The organism is Tildeniella sp., from assembly GCF_059505325.1.
In genome coordinates this window covers 20,726-41,030 of the sequence record NZ_JCACKI010000029.1, presented here as the reverse complement: position 1 = coordinate 41,030, position 20,305 = coordinate 20,726, and the positions used below count along the sequence as shown (strand labels likewise).

The 20,305-nt window shown below is 50.1% G+C and carries 20 protein-coding genes and 1 pseudogene; 12 read left to right on the top strand and 9 right to left on the bottom strand.

Annotation, left to right across the window (positions count from 1 at the left end):
• The first annotated feature begins 119 nt into the window (after positions 1-119).
• Positions 120-1,538 (top strand): 1-acyl-sn-glycerol-3-phosphate acyltransferase, encoded by a 1,419-nt coding sequence (locus AC5JO6_RS11925; protein ID WP_496081279.1) that lies wholly within the window; start codon positions 120-122, stop codon positions 1,536-1,538.
• Between the two features lie 166 nt (positions 1,539-1,704).
• Here AC5JO6_RS11925 and AC5JO6_RS11920 read toward each other — a convergent pair whose 3' ends face one another.
• Positions 1,705-3,876 carry a hypothetical protein gene (locus AC5JO6_RS11920; protein ID WP_496081278.1) on the bottom strand — a complete coding sequence of 724 codons (2,172 nt, stop codon included), beginning with the start codon at positions 3,874-3,876 and terminating at the stop codon, positions 1,705-1,707.
• A 170-nt stretch (positions 3,877-4,046) separates the two neighbouring features.
• On the opposite strand from AC5JO6_RS11920, the gene AC5JO6_RS11915 reads away from it, so the two are divergent.
• Both AC5JO6_RS11915 and AC5JO6_RS11910 read left to right on the top strand, forming a co-directional pair.
• Positions 4,047-4,370, top strand: a complete 324-nt coding sequence (locus AC5JO6_RS11915; protein WP_496081277.1) for a hypothetical protein — start codon at positions 4,047-4,049, stop codon at positions 4,368-4,370.
• A gap of 291 nt (positions 4,371-4,661) precedes the next feature.
• Positions 4,662-4,898: pseudogene (locus AC5JO6_RS11910) on the top strand (IS1 family transposase); the annotation flags it as partial.
• A 47-nt stretch (positions 4,899-4,945) separates the two neighbouring features.
• On the opposite strand, the gene AC5JO6_RS11905 reads toward AC5JO6_RS11910, so the two are convergent.
• From AC5JO6_RS11905 to AC5JO6_RS11895, 3 genes are all read right to left on the bottom strand, one after another.
• Positions 4,946-5,284, bottom strand: a complete 339-nt coding sequence (locus tag AC5JO6_RS11905; RefSeq protein WP_496081276.1) for a hypothetical protein — start codon at positions 5,282-5,284, stop codon at positions 4,946-4,948.
• A 204-nt stretch (positions 5,285-5,488) separates the two neighbouring features.
• Positions 5,489-6,463: a glutathione S-transferase family protein gene (locus AC5JO6_RS11900; RefSeq protein WP_496081275.1), complete on the bottom strand. Its 975-nt coding sequence runs from the start codon at positions 6,461-6,463 to the stop codon at positions 5,489-5,491.
• Between the two features lie 93 nt (positions 6,464-6,556).
• Positions 6,557-6,919, bottom strand: a complete 363-nt coding sequence (locus AC5JO6_RS11895) for a SnoaL-like domain-containing protein (RefSeq protein ID WP_496081274.1) — start codon at positions 6,917-6,919, stop codon at positions 6,557-6,559.
• A gap of 142 nt (positions 6,920-7,061) precedes the next feature.
• Here AC5JO6_RS11895 and AC5JO6_RS11890 point away from each other — a divergent pair, with 142 nt between their 5' ends.
• Both AC5JO6_RS11890 and AC5JO6_RS11885 read left to right on the top strand, forming a co-directional pair.
• The gene (locus tag AC5JO6_RS11890) at positions 7,062-7,943 is read left to right on the top strand and encodes a LysR family transcriptional regulator (protein ID WP_496081273.1); all 882 of its coding nucleotides are present in this window, start codon (positions 7,062-7,064) and stop codon (positions 7,941-7,943) included.
• A gap of 99 nt (positions 7,944-8,042) precedes the next feature.
• Entirely contained in the window at positions 8,043-8,246 is a 204-nt protein-coding gene (locus tag AC5JO6_RS11885) for a hypothetical protein (RefSeq protein WP_496081272.1), read from the top strand.
• 38 nt (positions 8,247-8,284) lie between these two features.
• Here AC5JO6_RS11885 and AC5JO6_RS11880 read toward each other — a convergent pair whose 3' ends face one another.
• Positions 8,285-9,748: a TM0106 family RecB-like putative nuclease gene (locus AC5JO6_RS11880; protein ID WP_496081271.1), complete on the bottom strand. Its 1,464-nt coding sequence runs from the start codon at positions 9,746-9,748 to the stop codon at positions 8,285-8,287.
• A 92-nt stretch (positions 9,749-9,840) separates the two neighbouring features.
• Here AC5JO6_RS11880 and AC5JO6_RS11875 point away from each other — a divergent pair, with 92 nt between their 5' ends.
• Positions 9,841-11,049 (top strand): aminotransferase class V-fold PLP-dependent enzyme, encoded by a 1,209-nt coding sequence (locus AC5JO6_RS11875; protein WP_496081270.1) that lies wholly within the window; start codon positions 9,841-9,843, stop codon positions 11,047-11,049.
• Positions 11,050-11,077: 28 nt separating this feature from the next.
• On the opposite strand, the gene AC5JO6_RS11870 is transcribed toward AC5JO6_RS11875, so the two are convergent.
• Positions 11,078-12,310 (bottom strand): DUF3095 domain-containing protein, encoded by a 1,233-nt coding sequence (locus tag AC5JO6_RS11870; RefSeq protein WP_496081269.1) that lies wholly within the window; start codon positions 12,308-12,310, stop codon positions 11,078-11,080.
• A gap of 467 nt (positions 12,311-12,777) precedes the next feature.
• Here AC5JO6_RS11870 and AC5JO6_RS11865 point away from each other — a divergent pair, with 467 nt between their 5' ends.
• Positions 12,778-13,872 (top strand): glycosyl transferase, encoded by a 1,095-nt coding sequence (locus AC5JO6_RS11865; RefSeq protein ID WP_496081268.1) that lies wholly within the window; start codon positions 12,778-12,780, stop codon positions 13,870-13,872.
• 66 nt (positions 13,873-13,938) lie between these two features.
• Positions 13,939-14,181, top strand: coding sequence for an RNA-binding S4 domain-containing protein (locus tag AC5JO6_RS11860; protein WP_496081267.1), 243 nt, complete (start codon positions 13,939-13,941; stop codon positions 14,179-14,181).
• 31 nt (positions 14,182-14,212) lie between these two features.
• On the opposite strand, the gene purS is transcribed toward AC5JO6_RS11860, so the two are convergent.
• Positions 14,213-14,488: a phosphoribosylformylglycinamidine synthase subunit PurS gene (purS, locus tag AC5JO6_RS11855; RefSeq protein WP_496081266.1), complete on the bottom strand. Its 276-nt coding sequence runs from the start codon at positions 14,486-14,488 to the stop codon at positions 14,213-14,215.
• Positions 14,489-15,307: 819 nt separating this feature from the next.
• On the opposite strand from purS, the gene AC5JO6_RS11850 reads away from it, so the two are divergent.
• The 4 genes from AC5JO6_RS11850 (at position 15,308) to AC5JO6_RS11835 (ending at position 19,071) form a co-directional block, all read left to right on the top strand.
• Positions 15,308-15,715 (top strand): Fur family transcriptional regulator, encoded by a 408-nt coding sequence (locus AC5JO6_RS11850; RefSeq protein WP_496081265.1) that lies wholly within the window; start codon positions 15,308-15,310, stop codon positions 15,713-15,715.
• Positions 15,716-15,725: 10 nt separating this feature from the next.
• Positions 15,726-17,054 carry an ATP-binding protein gene (locus AC5JO6_RS11845; protein ID WP_496081264.1) on the top strand — a complete coding sequence of 443 codons (1,329 nt, stop codon included), beginning with the start codon at positions 15,726-15,728 and terminating at the stop codon, positions 17,052-17,054.
• A 610-nt stretch (positions 17,055-17,664) separates the two neighbouring features.
• Positions 17,665-18,789, top strand: coding sequence for a THUMP domain-containing class I SAM-dependent RNA methyltransferase (locus tag AC5JO6_RS11840; protein ID WP_496081263.1), 1,125 nt, complete (start codon positions 17,665-17,667; stop codon positions 18,787-18,789).
• Between the two features lie 36 nt (positions 18,790-18,825).
• On the top strand, positions 18,826-19,071 hold the full coding sequence (locus AC5JO6_RS11835) for a DUF4351 domain-containing protein (RefSeq protein WP_496081262.1): 246 nt from the start codon (positions 18,826-18,828) through the stop codon (positions 19,069-19,071).
• On the opposite strand, the gene AC5JO6_RS11830 is transcribed toward AC5JO6_RS11835, so the two are convergent.
• Together AC5JO6_RS11830 and AC5JO6_RS11825 are read right to left on the bottom strand one after the other, a co-directional pair.
• Positions 19,040-19,201 carry a DUF6888 family protein gene (locus tag AC5JO6_RS11830; RefSeq protein WP_496081261.1) on the bottom strand — a complete coding sequence of 54 codons (162 nt, stop codon included), beginning with the start codon at positions 19,199-19,201 and terminating at the stop codon, positions 19,040-19,042. The genes AC5JO6_RS11835 and AC5JO6_RS11830 overlap by 32 nt on opposite strands.
• A gap of 166 nt (positions 19,202-19,367) precedes the next feature.
• The gene (locus AC5JO6_RS11825) at positions 19,368-20,117 is read right to left on the bottom strand and encodes a DUF561 domain-containing protein (protein WP_496081260.1); all 750 of its coding nucleotides are present in this window, start codon (positions 20,115-20,117) and stop codon (positions 19,368-19,370) included.
• Positions 20,118-20,305: the final 188 nt, after the last annotated feature.

Genomic DNA, 20,305 nt, shown 5'->3' with positions numbered 1-20,305 from the left:
AACAAACAATTTCGTCGAGAAACCCGGTTTCTGGTCACTAAACTTGGTTTCTGCACACTAACAACCCTAGCGAAGCCATGCCGAAGGCTTTCCAACCAACAACTAAAAAGGAGACTCCCTTGCCGCGCTTCATTCGCCAAGTTCAACCGCCGCTAGAATTTATTCCACCAAAGCTCAATCTGACAGTTGTGAGAGTGTTGCAATGGCTGTTGCCTGTCGTCATGCGATCGCGGACGGCAATTCGTCAGGTCGAGGCAAGCAATGTTGAGGTTTTAGTTGACCTTTTTCACCAATTTCAGGCAGGTAAGATCCGATTATTGCTGGCGTTTCGGCACCCCAGCGCGACCGATCCGTTTTCACTGGCGTACTTGCTCTCTCGCCTTGTACCCACGATCGCGCGTCAGCAAGGAGTTACCCTGAAGCGTCCGATTCATGCTCATTTTATGTACGATCGCGGCATTCCACTTTGGGCTGGCTCGTTGATGGGCTGGCTTTACTCACGTCTGGGCGGCACTCCCATTCATCGTGGTAAGGTCGATCGCGTCGGTTTGCGGTCTGCCCGCGATTTGTTCGTCAATGGCTCGTTGCCCTTAGCCGCCGCGCCTGAAGGTGCCACTAATGGGCATACTGAGATTGTGAGTCCGCTAGAACCGGGACTGAGCCAGCTTGCTTTTTGGTGTGCCGAAGACTTAGCGAAAGCCGATCGGTCTGAGACGGTGCTGGTCGTGCCGATCGGCATTCAGTATCGCTACATCACGCCACCCTGGCAGGCAATTGATCGACTCTTGAGCCAGTTAGAGGTTGATGCAGGGTTGGCTGTGACGGCAATTCATCCCAGTGATGCCTCAAACGAGCAGGTACTTTATGGACGGCTGTACCGTTTAGGCGAACACTTGCTATCGGTAATGGAGCAGTTCTACAGCCGTTTCTATCATCAGACTCTAGCGACAGTAAAGGATGGCAGCACCGCACCACCACCAGACCTTACCGCACCCGTTTCTCACGAAGAGTTTGCCACCCGACTGAGCGCCTTGATGGATGCCGCGTTGAAAGTAGCAGAGGAATACTTCAACCTGCAGCCCAAAGGCAGCGTCATCGATCGCTGTCGTCGGTTGGAGCAAGCAGGTTGGGATTATATCTATCGTGAAGACCTGAAGTCGCTCGAACAGGTTTCATCGCTGGAACACGGACTGGCTGACCGTATTGCCGAAGAAGCCGATCTTCGCTTATGGCACATGCGCATCGTCGAAAGCTTCGTTGCTGTCACAGGCAAGTACGTGCTGGAAAAACCCAGCGTCGAGCGCTTTGCCGAAACCACCTTACTGATGTGGGATATGGTTGCTCGGATTAAAGGCAGCAATCCCTTCGATCGTCCTAAATTGGGCAAACTCAAAGCAGTTTTGACCATTGGACAACCGCTTTCTGTATCCGATCGCTGGGACGACTACAAAAGCAATCGACGTAACGCCAAGCAAGCCGTCGTTAACCTGACGCAAGATTTACAAACAGCATTAGAGCAGATGGCAGTCAGGGAGTAGGGAAAGGGGGAGGCAGGGGGAGCAAGGGGGCAGGGGAAGTAAGAAGTAACCTAAAACAAGTTTTGGTATTCGCGATTCATACAAATCGTTGGCGACTCACTCGAAGCCAAACCTCAAAAACTCCTTTGCCTCCTCTGCTCCCTCCGCTCCCTTATCTTCTCATCCCTCACTTTGCCGTCTCCTTCGTTGCGGCTGTTTGTGGCTTGCTGCCGGAGTTTCGTACATTCATCACCTTACCCAGCAGGTCAAACCAGAAGGGCGCACCCATCGCGATCGCAAGCCCACTTACAATCCAACCGATGATGAGCTTGAGTAGCTCGATCGGTTTCGCCGCAATGAGTTGAACAATCGTAGAAGCATTTAAAGACCCTGGCTGACTAGAAAATGCTTCGCAAGGACTGCCACTTTCGGCGGCGACATTCGAGGGGCAATCAAACTGCCTGACAAAATTTTCTGGTTTCCAGCCAATGGGAAGCGATAGATCTTTGAGTGCTGCATCGGTTTGTTGCTTCAAAGCATTCAGATCGATAGGGCTGACTGGTGCTGCAGGATCGCGGACGGGAACAACTTCTGCCGCCTTGTTCGTAATGACCTGGCGTAAATTTTCATCGTTTGATAAGCGATTGACAATAAAAAAGGCATCTGAGTTTGTGACGCTTGCCAACACTAAACCAATGACCATTGCTACGCCTTTTGCATTGCGTTTGTAAACACCAGAAGCACGATCCATTGAGCGATCGAACCAAACTTCGACCTCCTGGCGGAACTGACTCAGATCATGACTTGCTTGCTCAACTTTAGACTGTGCTCGTCTGGCAAGAATGGAAAAGCTATCTTTGATCGAGTTTGGCAACGCTCCTAATGCCTGCTGAATCGTTTTGTAAGTCTGATAGTTGTCATAGACTGAGCGATCGGCATTCGTCAAACCCAATTTAACAAAGACAATGTTGATGACCACATACCGTTGTTCATTGCTCAGTTCTTCCAGGCTTCTGTTGATGACGAGTGTCCGTTCATCACCACCAAACTGATTGAGAACAGCACTCAAAACTTGCTGCCGTTGTTCTCCACCTAATTGACTCAATGCTTTATGAAGCGTTCGCTTTTGCTGCTTCAATAAATTAATTTGTGGATTGAGCCTCGCCCGGTAGATCTTGCGGCGGCGATCGGTTAACTGCTTTTCAACACTCTGAAAGACATCTGGCGCGATCGCCAACAACTGCTCTTCAACCGTCTCAGGATATGCCTGCACAATTTCTTTTTCGATCGCTTCTGGATACGCATCTAAAAGCTGTTGTTCCAGTTCAGGATTCACTTGAGCTTCAAGTGGCACTGCCTTTTCAAGCAGCGATTTGTATGATTGAGCCACTTCTTGATAGGTAGTGCTGCTTTCATCAACCAATTGAGCGATTTCTGCCAAGCTGGGACGCAAACCGCCAGACAGTATCGCCCGTTCGTTATTCTGACCAAAAAGACTCAGCTTAAACGCTCTTAAGCGCTTTGAGAAGTAAAGTAAATCTTCACCGCTAGATGAAGTGGATGGCTCCAGCTCCGGTGCTTCAGGTTGAGGTGTTGCCGGATCAAAACCCTGAGACACATCTACCGCAACCGTCGATGGCGCGATCGGTGTAGCCGTTTGAGACGCTGGCAGCGGATAATTGGCAATATAAGCATCCAGACTTTCGCCCATACGCTCAACGCAGGTCGCTAACGTTGTGGCTTCCACAGTAAAGTCATGGAGAACATCAGCATACTCTTCGACAAGAGTTGCGAAGTTAGCATCACTGGTTAAATCTTTTTTAGCCTTCTCAGCAATGAGCCTAATTCTGCCTTTTTCCCAATCGCTCAACGGCGCTTCACCCTCTTGCACCTTGAAGCCTCCCACAATTCGGATGGCAAACTTTTCGAGCCTTACTTCTGTCAGCTTTCTAGCTAAAGTTGCCAGCCCCAATCGTTCTAGTAGCGTAGTCGAAAAGGTTTCTGGAGCAATATAAGACGGTCCTGAAGATTGGTGAGCACCAAACGCACCCTCTCTGTTTCCAGGAATGAACCAGCGAGTGATTGCACGCGCCCCCCTGGCAATAAAGCTTTTTGATACTTGATTAACGTTTTTCAGCAGCGGATCGTCATAGAGATTGCTCACTAACGCCCTGACTTGTTCTTCTTCAGGGGTACTAATACCACCCGCCAGAAAAACCTCGATCGCGTCTCTTAAATGTTTCGCTCGCCACTGAAACAGCGTCGTGAGTAGCTCTTGAAGCTCTGATGCAAGCAGGCTCAGAATCAAATAGATGAAAATTAAGCCGATCGCAACATCTAGAACAAACGGTAAACCCATAGAGACTGACCCCGATAGCTACAGAACCCATTCAAACCCTAAGGCTGGCGAATGAGCAAGAGTACTATACAGTCCTATGGAAAGGTTGCCTCTTTACTTAAACAAAACTTAGTGCGTTCATGTGATCGTGTCCGCATGGCAGAACGCCCTCCATCCGGTAAATAGAAGCCGTGACTACAAAAGCAACTCTTGCCTCTGCAAGCGAACAAAAGATCATTTTGCTTGAAGAGAACACTGAAATGAGTGCGCGATTTACTGAAATGAGAAAGCAAAGGCTTAAAACGTGTAAGCAAATTGCCGTTTTGCTTACACGATCCATTGAAATGAGTGCGCGATTTACTGAAATGAGAAAGCAAAGGCTTAAAACGTGTAAGCAAATTGCCGTTTTGCTTACACGATCCATTGAAATGAGTGCGCGATTTACTGAAATGAGAAAGCAAAGGCTTAAAACGAGTAAGCAAATTGCCGTTTTGCTGACGCAATCTATGAAATGAGAAGGCAAACAGGCGAAATGAGAAAGCAAATGTCCCTTTTGCTGACTGAATGAGTGGAAGAGGACGCGCGATCGCTCCACAGGCTCCTTCATGCGAGCCAAACGCTCTGCTGTTGTCCGCCAAGAGAGCAGCGAATCACGCAGAGTCACCTCGGACATTGCGATCGTCCTTAGAGGGTGTTTGAAAAGTGTCTGGCGGTTAAAACCGCGACTACATCAACAAAGTCCGCCTGCGCGGACTACCTCAGCACGAGGGTTTTGGAACCTGCGTAGGCAGGTTTCGTATCCAGTAGCGCTACCGAGTAAGCGGCATCGAGCAGTAGGCAAGGGAACAGGCTTGACGAGTTACATTGAGCGATTCAACAATACCCTGCGGCAACGGGTGTCCCGATTGGTGCGAAAAACGCTGTCCTTTTCTAAAGATGTGAACAATCACATTGCTGCAATCTGGAACTTCATTCATCACTACAACGAGCAACAGCGACGCACAATCGCACGAAACCACCCTATTTCCCCTATCCTTTCCTAAATGGCACTACCGCCTGATGTTCAACGTAGGTTGAAGCGTGTCGTTGATTAAGCTGTTGTGGATTGCGCGGCAAATGCTTGCAGCGATCGCGGTTCCATGAAGGTGAGATACTGTGTGACAAGCTCTGGAGGTAACAATTCGATCAGTAATTGATTTTCCAACCAGAATTCAATGACATCGAAATAATCATCACCACGCCGACATAGCACCATGCGCCAACCTTCACGATCTGCGATCGCTTGAATTTCGGCTGCACTCACAGGCACAGAAATGGCAGTATGGTTCGCGGAGTAACGGGATGATGCCGGATTGGATCGGAGATGGCTCGCTTCATTCGCTGCGTCACCAGGGAATAAAGCAGTACCGAATGGGTGAACTTCGATCATGGTTCCTTGGGAATCTAAAGCCAGAGCGACGTAGCTGCCAGGATAACCCGGAAAGGGGATCGATGTTCCTTGCAACACTTCTGCTAGCACTTGGCTAACATGCAGAGGATTGTGTGCAGCGATCGAAATATGATGAATCGTGGGATTAACTCCATTAAATTAAACTGGATAATGCAACTATTTCGTGTCCTTGAATTCATGTTTTTAACCAGCATGGGCAAAGCGATCGCGATCGTGCCGTTCGTCAAAATCGAGAATTGGTCCCTTTGGCACAATTCGATTGGGATTGATCTCAGTCATACTCATGTAATAACCGCGCTTAATATGATCCAGGTTGCACGTCGCTTTGAACTCAGGACGCTGATAGAGATCCTTGACGTAGTTCCAAAGGTTTGGATAGTCGATAATTCGCCGCAAATTGCACTTAAAGTGACCGTAATACACTGAGTCGAAGCGATATAGGGTGGTAAACAGACAAATATCAACTTCAGTGAGTTGCTTGCCACATAAATAGCGCTGCTTGTTCAGAACGATTTCCCACCGATCTAAATGCTCGAAAAGTTCAGTCACCGCCTCTTCGTAGGCGGCTTGTGAAGTCGCAAAACCAGCTCGATAGACACCCGCGTTGATCGGCATGTAGATTGCATCGATCGTTTGATCAATTTTCTGTCGTAGGTTATGTGGGTATAAGTCGATTTTCTGCGTTGCCAATTCTGCAAACTCTACGTCAAACATTCGGATGATTTCACGAGATTCGTTGTTGACGATGGTTTGGGTTTGCCTATCCCACAGCACCGGAACTGTCACTCGTCCAGTGAATTTGGGATTGGCTTTTGCATAGATCTCTTGCAAATATTGAACGTGATTGACCGAGTCAAGCATCGCGCTTGGTGCTTCCGAAAAACTCCACCCCTTGTCGCCAAGAATCGGATCGGCGATAGAGACTGAGATCACATCCTGCAACCCTTTGAGTTCTCGCATAATTAACGCGCGATGTGCCCACGGACATCCCAGAGAAACATAGAGGTGATAGCGTCCTGTCTCTGCCTTAAACCCGCTCGATCCATCAGCAGTCACGCGATCGCGAAACGTTGTCGTTCTCTCCTTGAATTTACCGCTCTGATCTTGATCCTTGCGTTCAGTTGTCCATTTGCCCTGGATCATTAGTCCTGATGCCATAATTTCCTCCGAATCGTCATGGCGTAATTCTGATAAAAGCAAGTTTTTTACTGCTCGCCTTGTTCAACGAGACGAGCAGTAAACTTATTCGTCCTAAGTCGCGTAATAGAACCGTTCGTGAACAACTTTGCCATCTTTCCAGCGTTGTACAGACACCTGATCGTGCGTGACTTTGCCCCATTCTGCGTGGGTATAGTCCACAAACCATTCAGAAATAATCACATCCTCACCATAGGCAACCGCCTTCACTTCCATTGCACGAAATTCAGTCACTTTAGAGAAGAAGTTCAGTTCTCGGTTGCGGTTCGCAGCTTTCCCAAAAATAGCGGGTGTTTCATTCTCTTGCATTACCACATCATCGCCATAGTATTTCTCGAAAGCTTCCATGGTTTTTCCTTGCAAAACCAGGCTCTTGATAGCTTCAAAGTTTGCGCTGAGATCGGTCGCTGTAATCATGATTTTTCTCCTTTTAGAAGTGATTTGGGGTGTTGAACTAAACATCTGAATTGAACCTACAAGATTTATGATGATTCATTCTTCTGGATTTGAGAAGACGGTAGAATTGAATATCGTTCATTCCTAGATGGAATAAATCTCCATGCTAGATCTCATTACTTGTATGAAAAGTTTTGTGCGAACGGTGGAGACGGGTAGTTTCTCTGCCGTAGCCAGAGAGATGAATACGAGTCAGCCCACCATTAGTAAACAGATTGCTGCCCTAGAAGAATATTTAGATGTGCAACTACTAGTGCGATCGACGCGCACAATGAACATGACGGATGAGGGGATACGCTTTTATGAGCATTGTCAGCAGGTTTTAGAAGCGTTATCTGAGGCGGAGTCTAGTGTGGGAAAACGACAAAAACCCTCTGGAACGCTAAGGATCAATTGCTTAGCAGCTTTTGGACAGATGCAGTTGCTTCCTCGCCTCAAGCAGTTTCTCGATCGCTATCCCGATATCAAAGTTGACCTCAACATGTCTGAGCACTTTGCCGATTTAGTTGGAGAGGGCATTGATTTAGGCATTAGAATTGGCGGTTCTGTTGACCATAACTTAATCTCACAACCGATTGGTATCTCTAGATTTGTGACCGTAGCATCGGTGAAATATTTAAAGAAATTTGGCGAACCACAGGTGCCCACAGACCTTTTGCAGCATAACTGTATTGTTTATACGCCCCAGTCCACGGGCAATGAATGGCCGTTTCGAGGGACAACGGTAAAGGTGCAGGGAAATTTGCAAGTCAATAGCTCCATAGCACATCGTGGAGCGGTTTTGACCGACATTGGCATTGGCACAGCACCGATGTGGGCGTACAGTCATGAAATACAAATTCAAGCGGTTAAAGTTATCCTTGCAGAATATGAAATAGACCCGCTGCCCATTCACGCTGTTTATCGGCGAGGACGTTTTCAATCAGCAAAGGTGAAATGCTTTATTAACTTTCTTCTGGATGAGTTCAATCTTAGACTGTCTTGAATGACTGGAGATGCGCCGATCAGACTCGTGCCGCTGTGCTGGTATCGCTCTGGAGTGCCCTAAACTGTGCGGTTTGGGGCGATCGGTAGGAGTAAGAAGATGGAGGAGCGATCGGTTGGTCGAAAGCCCAACAAGCCTTTGGAGCGAACTTGCAGGGTTTTATTGCTTCGCTTCGGTGTTGCTTGTCGCCGCACAACTTCACCGTTAGGAGTTGAGGATGACTTTAACCACGATCGCCCCACTGAGAAAAGCGCGATCGCCTCTCGCTGTCAGTTGCATGAAGTAACCGCATCATCCGATTAGAGTGAATCAGCTACTGTACGCGTGAATTTGATTGATGCTCAAGCAAGTTCTGCCTGATACGTCTCTTGCAAGAAATTCACGAGCCAATCTTTGGCGTGATAGGTCGCGCGGCAATCATCTTCGTTGTAGGTGAGGATGGCATCAAGGTAAGTGCGATCGCCCGTCGAGAGCCATTGAGCATACCAGTAAATGGATTGGGCACCATTGGCACTAGGGTCACGCCAGTCAAAGCCTAACCAGCGGGCGATCGGTTTCAGCGCATAGCTTTCGACAGGCAGTGTCACTATACGCGTAACCCGCTCGTGCAGGTCAACAAAGCGGGTTAGGAGAGGACGTATTCGTTGTGGTGGCGTGCCGTAGAGTTTGGCAAGTCGTTCGACTGTCTGGACTTCAAATGGGCAGAAGTGAAAGATGGGAGCAGTGGGATACTGCCAGACCAGATCGAGAAACTGTTCCCACACCAGCACTTCGTCTTCAGGTCGTTCGGCAAGGAGTGGATAGAACGTTTCGGTTTGAGCGGGGCGATCAATGACCAGCACGCCATGCAAATAGACCAGATTCAGCGCTGGCTCGGCTTCAATATCGAAGTAAAGTTCTACTGGAGCGGTCGGTATGTCTTCTAAAAAATTGGGATTGGTAATACTTTCAATCAGCAGCGCCCGGTTGTGCAAGGTCGATCGCGCTTGACGGACTAATTTATAGGCTGTTTCGCTGCCAAAGCCTGGTAATGGTGCAAGCTGAGTCGCATTCATATCAGCAACGGCTTTCACCGTCGTCAGGTGCAACGCCTGGAGTTGCAGATAGCGGGTAGGTGTCACTCCAGGCAGCAGAGAGAGGTGTTGCTCGGTTTTGGCGATCGCGTAGCAATGCCCGAACCAATGACATAAGCTACAGCGGTTACGTGCAATGAAGACTTCTGGGGCTTCCGATCGCGACAGCACCTGAATGCATTCCTCTAAGATTGCCTGCATTCGAGGCACCATTTCCCACAGGTCTACGGCATAGGCACCACGTTCTCGCAGCATCAGCCACGCTGTTTCCGACCAGGCTCCCTGCACTTGCGCCAGCACCAGCATGTGAAATGCCGTCACAATCTGGTATTCCAGCTTCGGGCGCTTGCCTAATTTAATTTCAGTTGGTTCATAGAGCCAGTCGCCAAAATGCGATTCCCCTGGTCGCTTAATTAACAGATCTGGATTGCTGACCAGCGTGACACCCTGCGGAGTTTCTGCTAACAACACCCCCTGGTAAATGCGCTCTACCCCTTGCTGCATCAGTGCCAACGTTGCTTGTGCGCCAGCGTTCCAGTCTCGTGACGCATAGCGGGGCTGACGAATCTCTTGATCAGCGAGGAGCGATCGCTGGTTGCTTTGGCTATCTTGCAGCAGCTTGAGCAGGTAGTCACTGGGTGGATCTCGCTGGCTGAGATCGCCATACAGGTCTAGAAACGCCCGTCGGCTACAGCGCTGATAGTTAAGTAGCAGTTCAGCATTCAATAACATGCTTTCAAGCTAACAGGAAAAGTGCAGGGTGACCGTTGTAGATGTTGTCTACTGCTAGAATGCTAACGCTTTGTCTCTACCAGTACGTTACCATGACAGGCATTTTTGCTTCCCAAATTTCTCTGACTGACTATCGCAAACAGTTTCCGGGTTTAGCCAACAAGGCATACTTCAACTATGGTGGGCAGGGACCGATGCCGCAGGTGGCGCTAGAGGCAATTCAACAGTCATATACTCAAATCCAGCAGTTGGGACCGTTCTCCAGTCGGAGCTATGAGTGGGTTGTGGAGGAGGCAGAGCGTACTAGAGGAGCGATCGCGTCAGCACTGGGCACCACACCTCAAACCATCACGTTGACGGAAAACGTCTCCGCAGGCTGCAACATTGCGCTGTGGGGCATTGACTGGAAGGCGGGCGATCATTTGCTGCTGTCTGACTGCGAACATCACAGCGTTATTGCCTCAGTGCAAGAGCTTCAGCGTCGGTTTGCGATCGAAGTCTCTACCTGTCCGCTGCAAGCCACGCTCAATGAGGGCGACCCGGTAGCAGTGCTCGCGGAACATTTGCGACCCAACACGCGCCTGGTTGTCCTCAGCCATATTCTTTGGAACACAGGGCAGTTACTTCCTTTAGCAGAGATGATCACCGTCTGCCACAGCTATCCGAGCCATCAGCCGATGCGAGTGCTGGTTGATGCCGCTCAGTCGGTGGGCATGATATCCCTTTCCCTGGACGAACTACAGGCAGATTTCTACGCCTTTACAGGACATAAGTGGTGGTGCGGACCCGAAGGCTTGGGTGGGCTGTACGTTCGCCCCGAGGCGTTAGACACGTTACATCCCACCTTCGCTGGTTGGCGGGGCATTACCGTTGATCGCACGGGACATCCAACGGGATGGAAACCAAACGGACTGCGCTACGAAATGGCAACATCTGCCTATCCGCTGTATGCAGGACTCAGAGCTGCGATCGCCCTCCAAGATGAATGGGGCACTGCCCACGATCGCTATCAGCGCTTGCAAGCACTCAGCCAGCAACTGTGGCAGCAGTTGCGGTTACTACCGGATGTATCTTGTCTGCGATCGTCGCCGCCAGACACAGGGTTGGTCTCATTCCAACTGACGGACAACTCCCACAGTCAACTGGTGAAATTTTTAGAAGCAAAGAATGTCATGATTCGCCTCATTCTTGATCCCGATTGCGTTCGTGCCTGTGTACACTACCTGACTCTGGAAGCGGAAGTGGAGCAGCTAGTAGAGTCGATTCGACAATTCATCTCAACTGAAGCGAAAAAGAGTTAGGGAAGCCGAGAGGAGCGTGTTTGTCTATTTAGTTGAACAGGTGTTGTTGTCGCTTGTTCAGTGAAACATACGCATTCCAATTCAGCACTTTGCGGTGCATTCTTACTTTCATTGCTTTTGCTGCTAACGTGTAGCCGCCATCTGCACCATCGATAAAATGAACCTGAGGTCCGTTATGTTCAAAAACCAGGCATGTCATTAAAGCGCGATCGGAAATGTGCGTTCCGTAGACTAAATTGCCAGCCTTATACTGTGCCTCAAGATAGTTCACGAGCGCTTCTCGCTGTACGACAGTGCCAGACATCACCAAACGCAGCATGTCGTCAAATTTGCGGTAATCAGTAGCATTGGTCAGGTTTTTTTTGTAAATACCCCAATCCATTTCACCGAACTTGAGCTTGAAGCGCATGAAAACCAATCCAAGCAAGTTCTCTAACTTAATCTTCCACAAATAGAGCAGTTTGTCGAACCAGCGGCGTGATTTAGCGCGTAGCTTGGTCTCTTTAATAAGCGCTTCTGTGCAAAATGTAAGATTAGTGTTTTGATCGGAAACTGGATGATAGCTCAGATCGTCGCCATAGATTGTTTCAATCTGGTCAATCACCTTTTGATAAACATTGTATGAGTTTCGTGATGCCTGCGATGTTTCTAGAACGATCAGACTCAGTATTTCTTCGTGCAGGCTAGGAAGGTCTTGCCATCGGCATTCTAAGCCTGACAGATCAACATTTTCAAAGGTCTCAGACGGCATCAACCGATAGAGATTATCGTCGTCAGACGATTTGACTAGCTGAGTAGCGTAAGTGAGTCCACCACCTGTAACCACTGCCTGACTATAGTTCTCTGAAACTTTTAATCTTGCAATCTTTAAGGCATAGTTAGCATCTGTAACAGTAGATACGGGGACAATGCCAATACGAAGATTCAAATTAAACTCTGATTGGGCAAGTTGCTGCATTGCCAGTAAGGCTTGCTTGGCGGCAGTGTATAGGATGGGTGGAATTAACATTGAAGCGCCATCACCACCAAACACAAAAGGAATATCAATCTTTTGTGCCACATTTAAGACAGCAATAATCGAACAAGCGCCTAAAAGATTGACATCCTTATAGCGTCCTTGCTCGATCGCTTTAGTTGATTCAACAATATCAGTAATCAAAACGTACCAATCGTTAGGTACAGGGACAAATTTTGCCGCTTTGGTGATGTCGGCAAAGTTATCCAGGGGTGCCAGATCGGCGTAGAACGTTTCCGTGGACATAGATCATTTTATCGAGTTAGCGTTAACTATCACGGTTTCAACACCCCATTTCTAACCAACTGATATCAAATGGTTAGCTGATGAACCTGCCGCTGAAATAGGGATGTCTGGATCATTTGGGGCTATTCTTCGATCGCTGTCATCATTGTGGCTCAAAAAAATGTGTGCTGACACCGCTTTTCCACGCGAGTTACTGGGCTGGATTGCTGAATTACCCTTTCTGAGGCGTTAAGCTGGCTATGTTTGTGAGTCACTTGCTGCCCACCCTATTGCCGCGATCGCCTCTTAGAGGATGTTTTAAAAGTCCAGATGCGTGTAGCTCTGGCGACTGAAGTCGCGGCTACACGCACAAAACCTGCCTACGCAGGTTATAAAACCCTTACTCTGCGGTAGTCCGCGCAGGCGGACTTTGTTTACGTAGTCGCGGTTTTAACCGCCAGACACTTTTCAAACAACCTCTTAACTCCATGCCACAACCAATTCTTTATGTTGCGATCACAAATCATGGGTTTGGACATGCCACCCGTGCAGCGTCTGTAGTTGCCGAAATTCAGCGGTTGTGCCCCGATATCGTGATCATCTTGGTGACGACAGCACCGCGCTGGCTGCTGGAAGCTTACATCCATACCGACTTTATCCACCGCCCCAGAGCCTTTGACATCGGCATTCTACAAACCGATAGCGTCACGATGGATCAGCCAGCAACTTTGGAACGTCTTAAGGAGTTGCGATCGCAGCAAAATAGTCTGATTGCCTCCGAGGTGAACTTTATCAAGCAAAACCGTGTGGGGCTAATCCTGGCAGACATTCCACCGTTGGCGACGCTGCTGGCAAAGGCTGCCCAGGTGCCGTGCTGGATGATGAGCAATTTTGGCTGGGACTTTATCTATCGTCCCTGGGGTGGTGAGTTTGTAGACATAGCAGACTGGATTGCCGAATGCTTTAGCAAGTGCGATCGCCTGTTTCGTCTGCCGCTGCATGAGCCGATGACTGCGTTTCCCAACGTGACCGATGTGGGGTTGACTGGCGGCACACCCCGCTACAGCGTTGCACAACTGCGAGAAACCTTTGGGTTGAAGACGGATATTGATCGCACGGTGCTGATGACCTTTGGCGGCTTGGGGCTGAGTGCTATTCCTTACCAAAACTTGCAGCAGTTTGCGGACTGGCAGTTTTTGACGTTCGATCGCACTGCGCCTGACCTGCCGAACCTGATCAAAATTACCGACAACCACTATCGCCCCGTTGATTTGATGCCCGCCTGCGGACGCTTACTCTCAAAACCGGGCTACAGCACTTTCTCGGAAGCGTGTCGGTTAGGTACGCCGATCGTCTCTATCACCCGCGATGACTTTGCCGAAGCTGCCGTTTTGCTGGATGGCATTCAAGACTATGTGCCGTCGCAAATTCTCACGCCAACCGAGTTTTTTGAAGGGAGTTGGGACTTTTTGTATGAGCCGTTGCAGCCACCACGATCTAAGCCCATCATCACGGATGGCAATCAAGCTATTGCTCAAGCGGTAATTGATTACTTGATGGCTGATAGCGGGAGCGGGGAGTAGAGAGTTAGAAGTAGAGTGTAAAGGTAACGCTCTCAGCTATGAGTTGAGTGCAAATTAGGGTTGAGCATGACGGCGACAGACACAATTAAGCTGGATCAGTTTTTGAAGGTGGTGGGGATGGTGCAGTCTGGAGGGCAGGCAAAGCTGCTGATTCAGGCAGGAGAAGTGAAGGTGAATGGCACGGTGGAGACACGGCGGGGACGCAAGCTGGTGTTGGGCGATCGTGTCTCTACAATGGGCAATACCTTCAACGTTGAACCCTTAACCCTCCAACCTCCCAGCACTGGTGAGCCAAACCCGTGGGCATGATCCTTCCCCCGGACTCCCAATTCCCCACTCCCTACTCCCTCACACCGATAGACATTGCCTGCAAATCAAACCGATAATTCTCAATCACCGGGTTTGCCAGAAGTTGATCGCACATGCGATCGAGTTGTTCGCGGGCAGCTTCTTCACTGGCGGCATCCAGGGTCACTTCGATGTACTTACCGATTCTGATTTGTGCCACATTCTCGTAGCCCATGTGCTTCAGTCCTGATTGCACGGCTGTTCCGGCGGGGTCAAGAACCGACGGTCGCAGAGTAACATAGATTTGAGCCTGATATGTCTGAGCCACCTTCGTTTCCTGTAATGGAGTTGACGTTACTGATGCTATCGCTTTATGGGAGGCAGGAGGCAGGAGGCAGAAGGTCGAAGGCAGGAGGCAGAAGGCAGGAGGCAGAAGGCAGAAGGCAGAAGGCAGAAGGCAGAAGGCAGAAGGTAATCCTCCGAGCCTTAAGCTCGAATTCCCAAGTTCCAAGCTCGACACTCCGAGTTCTAAGCTCGACACTCCGAGTTCTAAGCTCGACACTCCGACCTCAAAGCTCGACGCTCCGACTCTAAACCTCCATCTTCCGACCTTTAAGCTCGACACTCCGAGTTCTAAGCTCGACACTCCGAGTTCTAAGCTCGACACTCCGACCTCTAAGCTCGACACTCCGACCTCTAAGCTCGACACTCCGACCCAAAATCTCCATCTTCCGACCTTTAAGCTCGACACTCCGAGTTCTAAGCTCAACACTCCGACCTCAAAGCTCGACACTCCGACTCTAAACCTCCATCTTCCGAGCTTTAAGCTCGACACTCCGACCTCAAAGCTCGACATCCCGACCTCAAAGCTCGATACTCCGACCCAAAACCTCCATCTTCCGACCTTTAAGCTCGACACTCCGAGTTCTAAGCTCGACACTCCGACCTCAAAGCTCGACACTCCGACCTCAAAGCTCGACACTTCGATTTCTAAGCTCGACACTCCGATCTCTAAGCTCGATACTCAAAACTCAAACCTTCCCCGCCTCCCCTGCTCCCCTTGCTTCCCCTACTTCCCCTGCCTCCCCTGCTCCCCTTGCTTCCCCTGCCTCCCCTCTCCCCTCACTCCTCACTCCTCACCTCCTCCATGAAAGCCAGTCGCACTCGTAGCCAGGAACGAATCATCAGCATTCTGAAAAGCATCAACCGGGCAATTTCCGCCCAGGATCTGTTCATCGAATTACGGAACCGTGATCAGGCGATGGGTCTGGCGACCGTATATCGTGCGTTGGAGGCGTTGAAGTTGGAGGGTGCTGTGCAGGCGCGGACGATGGCAGGCGGGGAGTCGCTGTATAGTTTGGTGCAAGAAGATAAGCATCATCTCACTTGCTTACAGTGCGGTGGTTCGATTCCGATCGACACGTGTCCAGTGCATGAATTAGAAGCGCAGTTGCACCAGTCGTACCAGTTCAAAATCTACTATCACATGCTGGAGTTCTTTGGGCTTTGCACGCAATGCCAAGCGGCTAATGCTACAAGTGAGTCTGTTAATTAGCTGGATGTGAATGAGTACGCACGCGATCGCCCCGGTTCAAGCCCTGCTGCATCAGGCAGCCTCTCTCCTGGTCTACCAGGCTGTTCTCAGTGACACTCCTGGTCAGGCATTTCTAGCACTATTGCAAGCGATTCGTCATGCCGAGCGCAATGCTGCCGCCGAAAATACGGAATGTCTGCACGCGTATGGCGGCTGGTTCAGTGCGCTGGCAGACGGTAAGCAAAGCTGGCAAGACCATTTGCTTACCCAAGTTTTACATGCTGACAACCCATTCACGCAGCAGGCACAGCGAACTGCTTTGAGCGACGTATCGCCTGCGCTAGTCGCAGCAGCGCGGCATGATCTCCAGGTGTTGCAGCAGATCTATGCGTTTAGCAGCCAACACTTGAGCCAGTTGGTTAAAGTAGCGGCGCATTTAAAAGCAGCACCTGTCGTGTGGAGCTATGAAGAGGCAGCAAACCTGGACTGGTTGCGATCGACCTTCCACTCGGCACCCGACTGGGGTACGGGTCTAGAGCCATTAGCAGCCCATTATCGCAAGCAGGGTGTCGGGCTGTTTGCTCAGTACAAAGCGTTGCAGTGGCAATCGGGGCGATTGGTTGGCATTAGCTCACCCGATCGCGTCCAGGTGACAGATTTAGTGGGCTACGAGTCGCAAAAAGAAGCTCTGCTGAAGAATACGACGTTTTTGCTCAAGGGCTATCCCGCGCTGCACGTGTTGCTTTATGGCAGTCGTGGCTCTGGTAAATCCTCATTGGTGAAAGGGCTGTTGCATCGCTATGGGGATGATGGGCTGCGTCTGATTGAGGTTGCAAAGGCGGAGTTGACGGATCTGCCCGCGATCGTCGAGCCACTACGAAACCTGCCGCAGAAGTTCATTATCTTCGTCGATGACCTGTCGTTTGAAGAGGATGAGGATGCGTACAAGGCGCTGAAGGTCGTGCTGGAGGGAAATCTGACCGCACGATCGCAGAACGTTGTGGTTTATGCCACGTCCAATCGACGGCATTTGATCCGCGAGTTCTTTGGCGATCGTCCCCGTCCCAGCGATGGCGATGAAGTTCACGCCTGGGATACCGTGCAGGAAAAGCTCTCCTTTAGCGATCGCTTTGGCTTGACCCTCACCTTTGAACCCGCTGACCAGAAAACCTATCTGCAAATCATTCACCATCTCGCCAAGCAAGCAGGAATTCAGCTTGATTCAGAGGCGTTGGAATTTCAGGCGCTTCAGTGGGCAACGCGACATAATGGGCGATCGGGTCGCAGTGCGCGACAGTTTATTGATTTTCTCAGCGCTGACTTGGCAGGAGTAGGAAATGGTGAAGGAGACGCAAAGTAAGGGTATCGTTGCTAACCTAAACTTGCGCTTACTGCTCTTTCTAAAAACTAATAACTAACGCTCCTAATCAGTGGCGGCAGATACGATTGGAACAAAACGCAAAGTCTTTGTAGCCGTATGATGGAAGTTGTTAGGCTATAGATCCTGCAAGCAGCTTACACCGAGTGAGCTTCTTTACGGACTGACCGACTTTTAAAACAACCTCTTAGACGCACAATGAATGGACGGGGAGATTTAGAAGTCTCGTACTAAGGCTTTGCGGTTTAATAACCGACCAATTAACCAGGTTTCGGCTACGCTCAACCTTCAGTCATAGCGGGTTGAGCGTAGCCGAAACCCAAACCACGGGTATCTTATTTTCTTGCAATCCCCTAAGTAGGAAGGTTCAATTAAATATAAAATCTGCGTCGGATGGGTATAGCCTTCGGCATTCAAGAAAAGCGAAGCGTAACCCATGCTGCTAAAGGTTTTGATGCGTTACGGCTATGCCTAACACATCCTACGTTTAATTTCACCCAGCTACTTAAGCTGAAGCAAAACGTCTTCCTACAATCGATACAATTGTGAAGGGCAGTAGCTTCGCAGTGCCTTACAGTGATGAGCCTCATGCATGAATCAGTATTTTGCAACAGTGGCGCGGGGGCTAGAAACGCTGGCAGCGCAGGAGTTAGAGCAGTTGGGTGCCAATGCGGTAGTACCAGGATTTTGTGGTGTTGCGTTTGCAGGCGATCGCACCCTGTTGTATCGCGTGAACCTCTGGGCTAGATTACCATTCCGCATTCTCATGAAACTGCATGAGTTTCCCTGCCGGGATACAGAGGATCTCTACCAGGGAATTCAGACGATCGACTGGTCGCAGTATCTCACGCCTGACCTGACATTAGCGGTCAATACGACGGGCAAAACTGAGCAGCTTAACCATACCCATTTCACGGCGCTTCAGGTCAAACGGGCGATCGTCGAGCAGCAGCAAGAACGGACGGGCGATCGCTCTGATGTCGAACTGCAATTACCAGATGTGCAAATCAGCGTCCATCTTGAACGCGACACCTGTACCGTCAGCCTGGATAGTTCGGGTCAGAGTCTGCACCGTCGAGGCTACCGTCCAGCGGTTGGTGCTGCACCGTTGAAGGAATCGCTGGCAGCAGCTTTGGTTCAACTGTCGGACTGGCGACCAGAGCAGATGTTTTACGATCCCCTCTGTGGCTCTGGTACGTTGCCGTTGGAAGCAAGTTTGAAAGCGCTCAACATTGCACCGGGACTGTTTCGCGATCGGTTTGGCTTTGAAACCTGGCTGGACGCAGATTTGTCTTTGTTAGAAAAACTGATTGAAGCAGCGGAAACCAGTCAGTTAGATAGCCTTCCCGCACCAATTTGGGGCAGCGATCGCGATGCCGATGTGATTAAGCAAGCGCTGACCAACGCAACCAACTGTGGTGTGTCGAACCACGTTTATTTCACGGCGATCGACCTTGAAGACGTTGCCGCACCCTCAGACAGCGGCGTGTTGTTCTGCAATCCGCCCTATGGCGAACGGTTAGGACGGGATAGCGATCTGGGTGCGTTCTACAAACGGTTAGGCGATGTGCTGAAGCAACGCTTCAAAGGCTGGACGGCGTTTGTGCTGAGTGGTAATAAGGAACTCTCGCAGTCGATCGGGCTGAAATCCTCCCAACGGTTTGCCGTTTACAATGGCACGTTGCCCTGTCAGTTGATGAAGTATGAACTGTACTGAATCAAGCGCTAAGCGGCAGCATTGCAGAGATTGCCGATGATTTGGAAGGTTACAATCGAGGGTAGTGAAGCGATCGACAACGAGGATCAAGCACCGATGGCAACTCTATCGCAAGCCTATTTGCAATGGGAACGGCAAACGGAAGCACGAGGGATGCAGCAAGGTGCTGAACACGGAACTCGCTTGTTGATCCTCCAACTTCTCAACCGGCGAGTAGGAGAACTGCCCGATTCGCTACGATCGCAAATAGTTAATCTGGCTCATGAGACAACGCTCCATTAGGCAGAATTTGGAACTCAAGTTCTTCGTCATATCCAGCGAGGATGTACACATTCCGAGTTCTCACATCAACGCAAATTAAATATATCGGTTGAAGCATCGTAAACGTTAGCTGATAGCCAATACGATACAAACTCGCTAGTTATTCAGCAGTAGGCATTACAGGTCGTTACATTACACCCTTTTTTGCTCATCTTAGCAATTGTTTCAGTCACCTCATGCTTTAGATTTTGACAGAAACTTTCTGTCTACCAATTCAGAATAATAGACAGAAAGTTTCGTATCACAAACCGATCGCGCTAAGCGTAAACTTTGGATCGGCTGACGGTTGCCAACGCTTCGACCAAACTGCGAACAGCGGCGATCATGGCGATTTCGCTGTTGAGTTGGTTGATAGCGGCACCCACACCGATGCCGGATGCACCAGCGGCGATCGCCAGTGGAGCCGTCACATTTGACAGACCGGAGGCGCATAAGACGGGAACCTTGACCACACGGGAGATTTCATAAGCAGCAGCCAGGGTGGGAGCGGCTTTTTCGATAAGTCCCAACGTGCCGGAGTGAGTGGGCTGGCTGCTAGTACCGCCTTCGGTTTGGATGATGTCTGCTCCGGCTTGTACCAATGCTTCTGCCAGTTGCACCTGTTTATCGAGCGTCAGGATGTGAGGCACGGTGACGGAAAGGGTAATGGTGGGCAACAGTTCGCGGGTTTCGCGGGTCAGCGCCAGCACTTCATCCGCTTCAAAGCGACGACCTTGCGCGTAGAAGCTGTCGAAGTTGCCAATTTCGATCAGATCGGCTCCCGCATCAACGGCAATGACAAACTTTTCTGGCTCTACCGCAGAGACGCAGACGGGCAGATGGGTCAGTTGTTTTGCCAATCGTACCAGGTTGGGATCGGCAGCAATGTCTACAAAAGTGGCACCCCCGCGATCGGCAGCGTTGACCGTAGCAGCCACGCGATCGGCATCAAAGTTGTGCAGACCGCTAATAATCTTGAGGGCGCGTCCATTGTCCAGAGCATTCTGTAGCGCGGGATGAGTCATCATGGTGCTTTTTCTCGTTAAATTCGTACCGTCCATTTTGCCACCCAATGCTCGGAGATTCCAGCGTTTGACGAAGAGGGAGTGGGGAGTGGGGTGTGGGGAAAGAGTTTTGAGTTATGAATTTTGAGTTTTGAGTTGAAGTTGCCTTCTGTCCTCTGCCTTCTGTCTCCCTTGCTTCCCCTGCCTCCCCT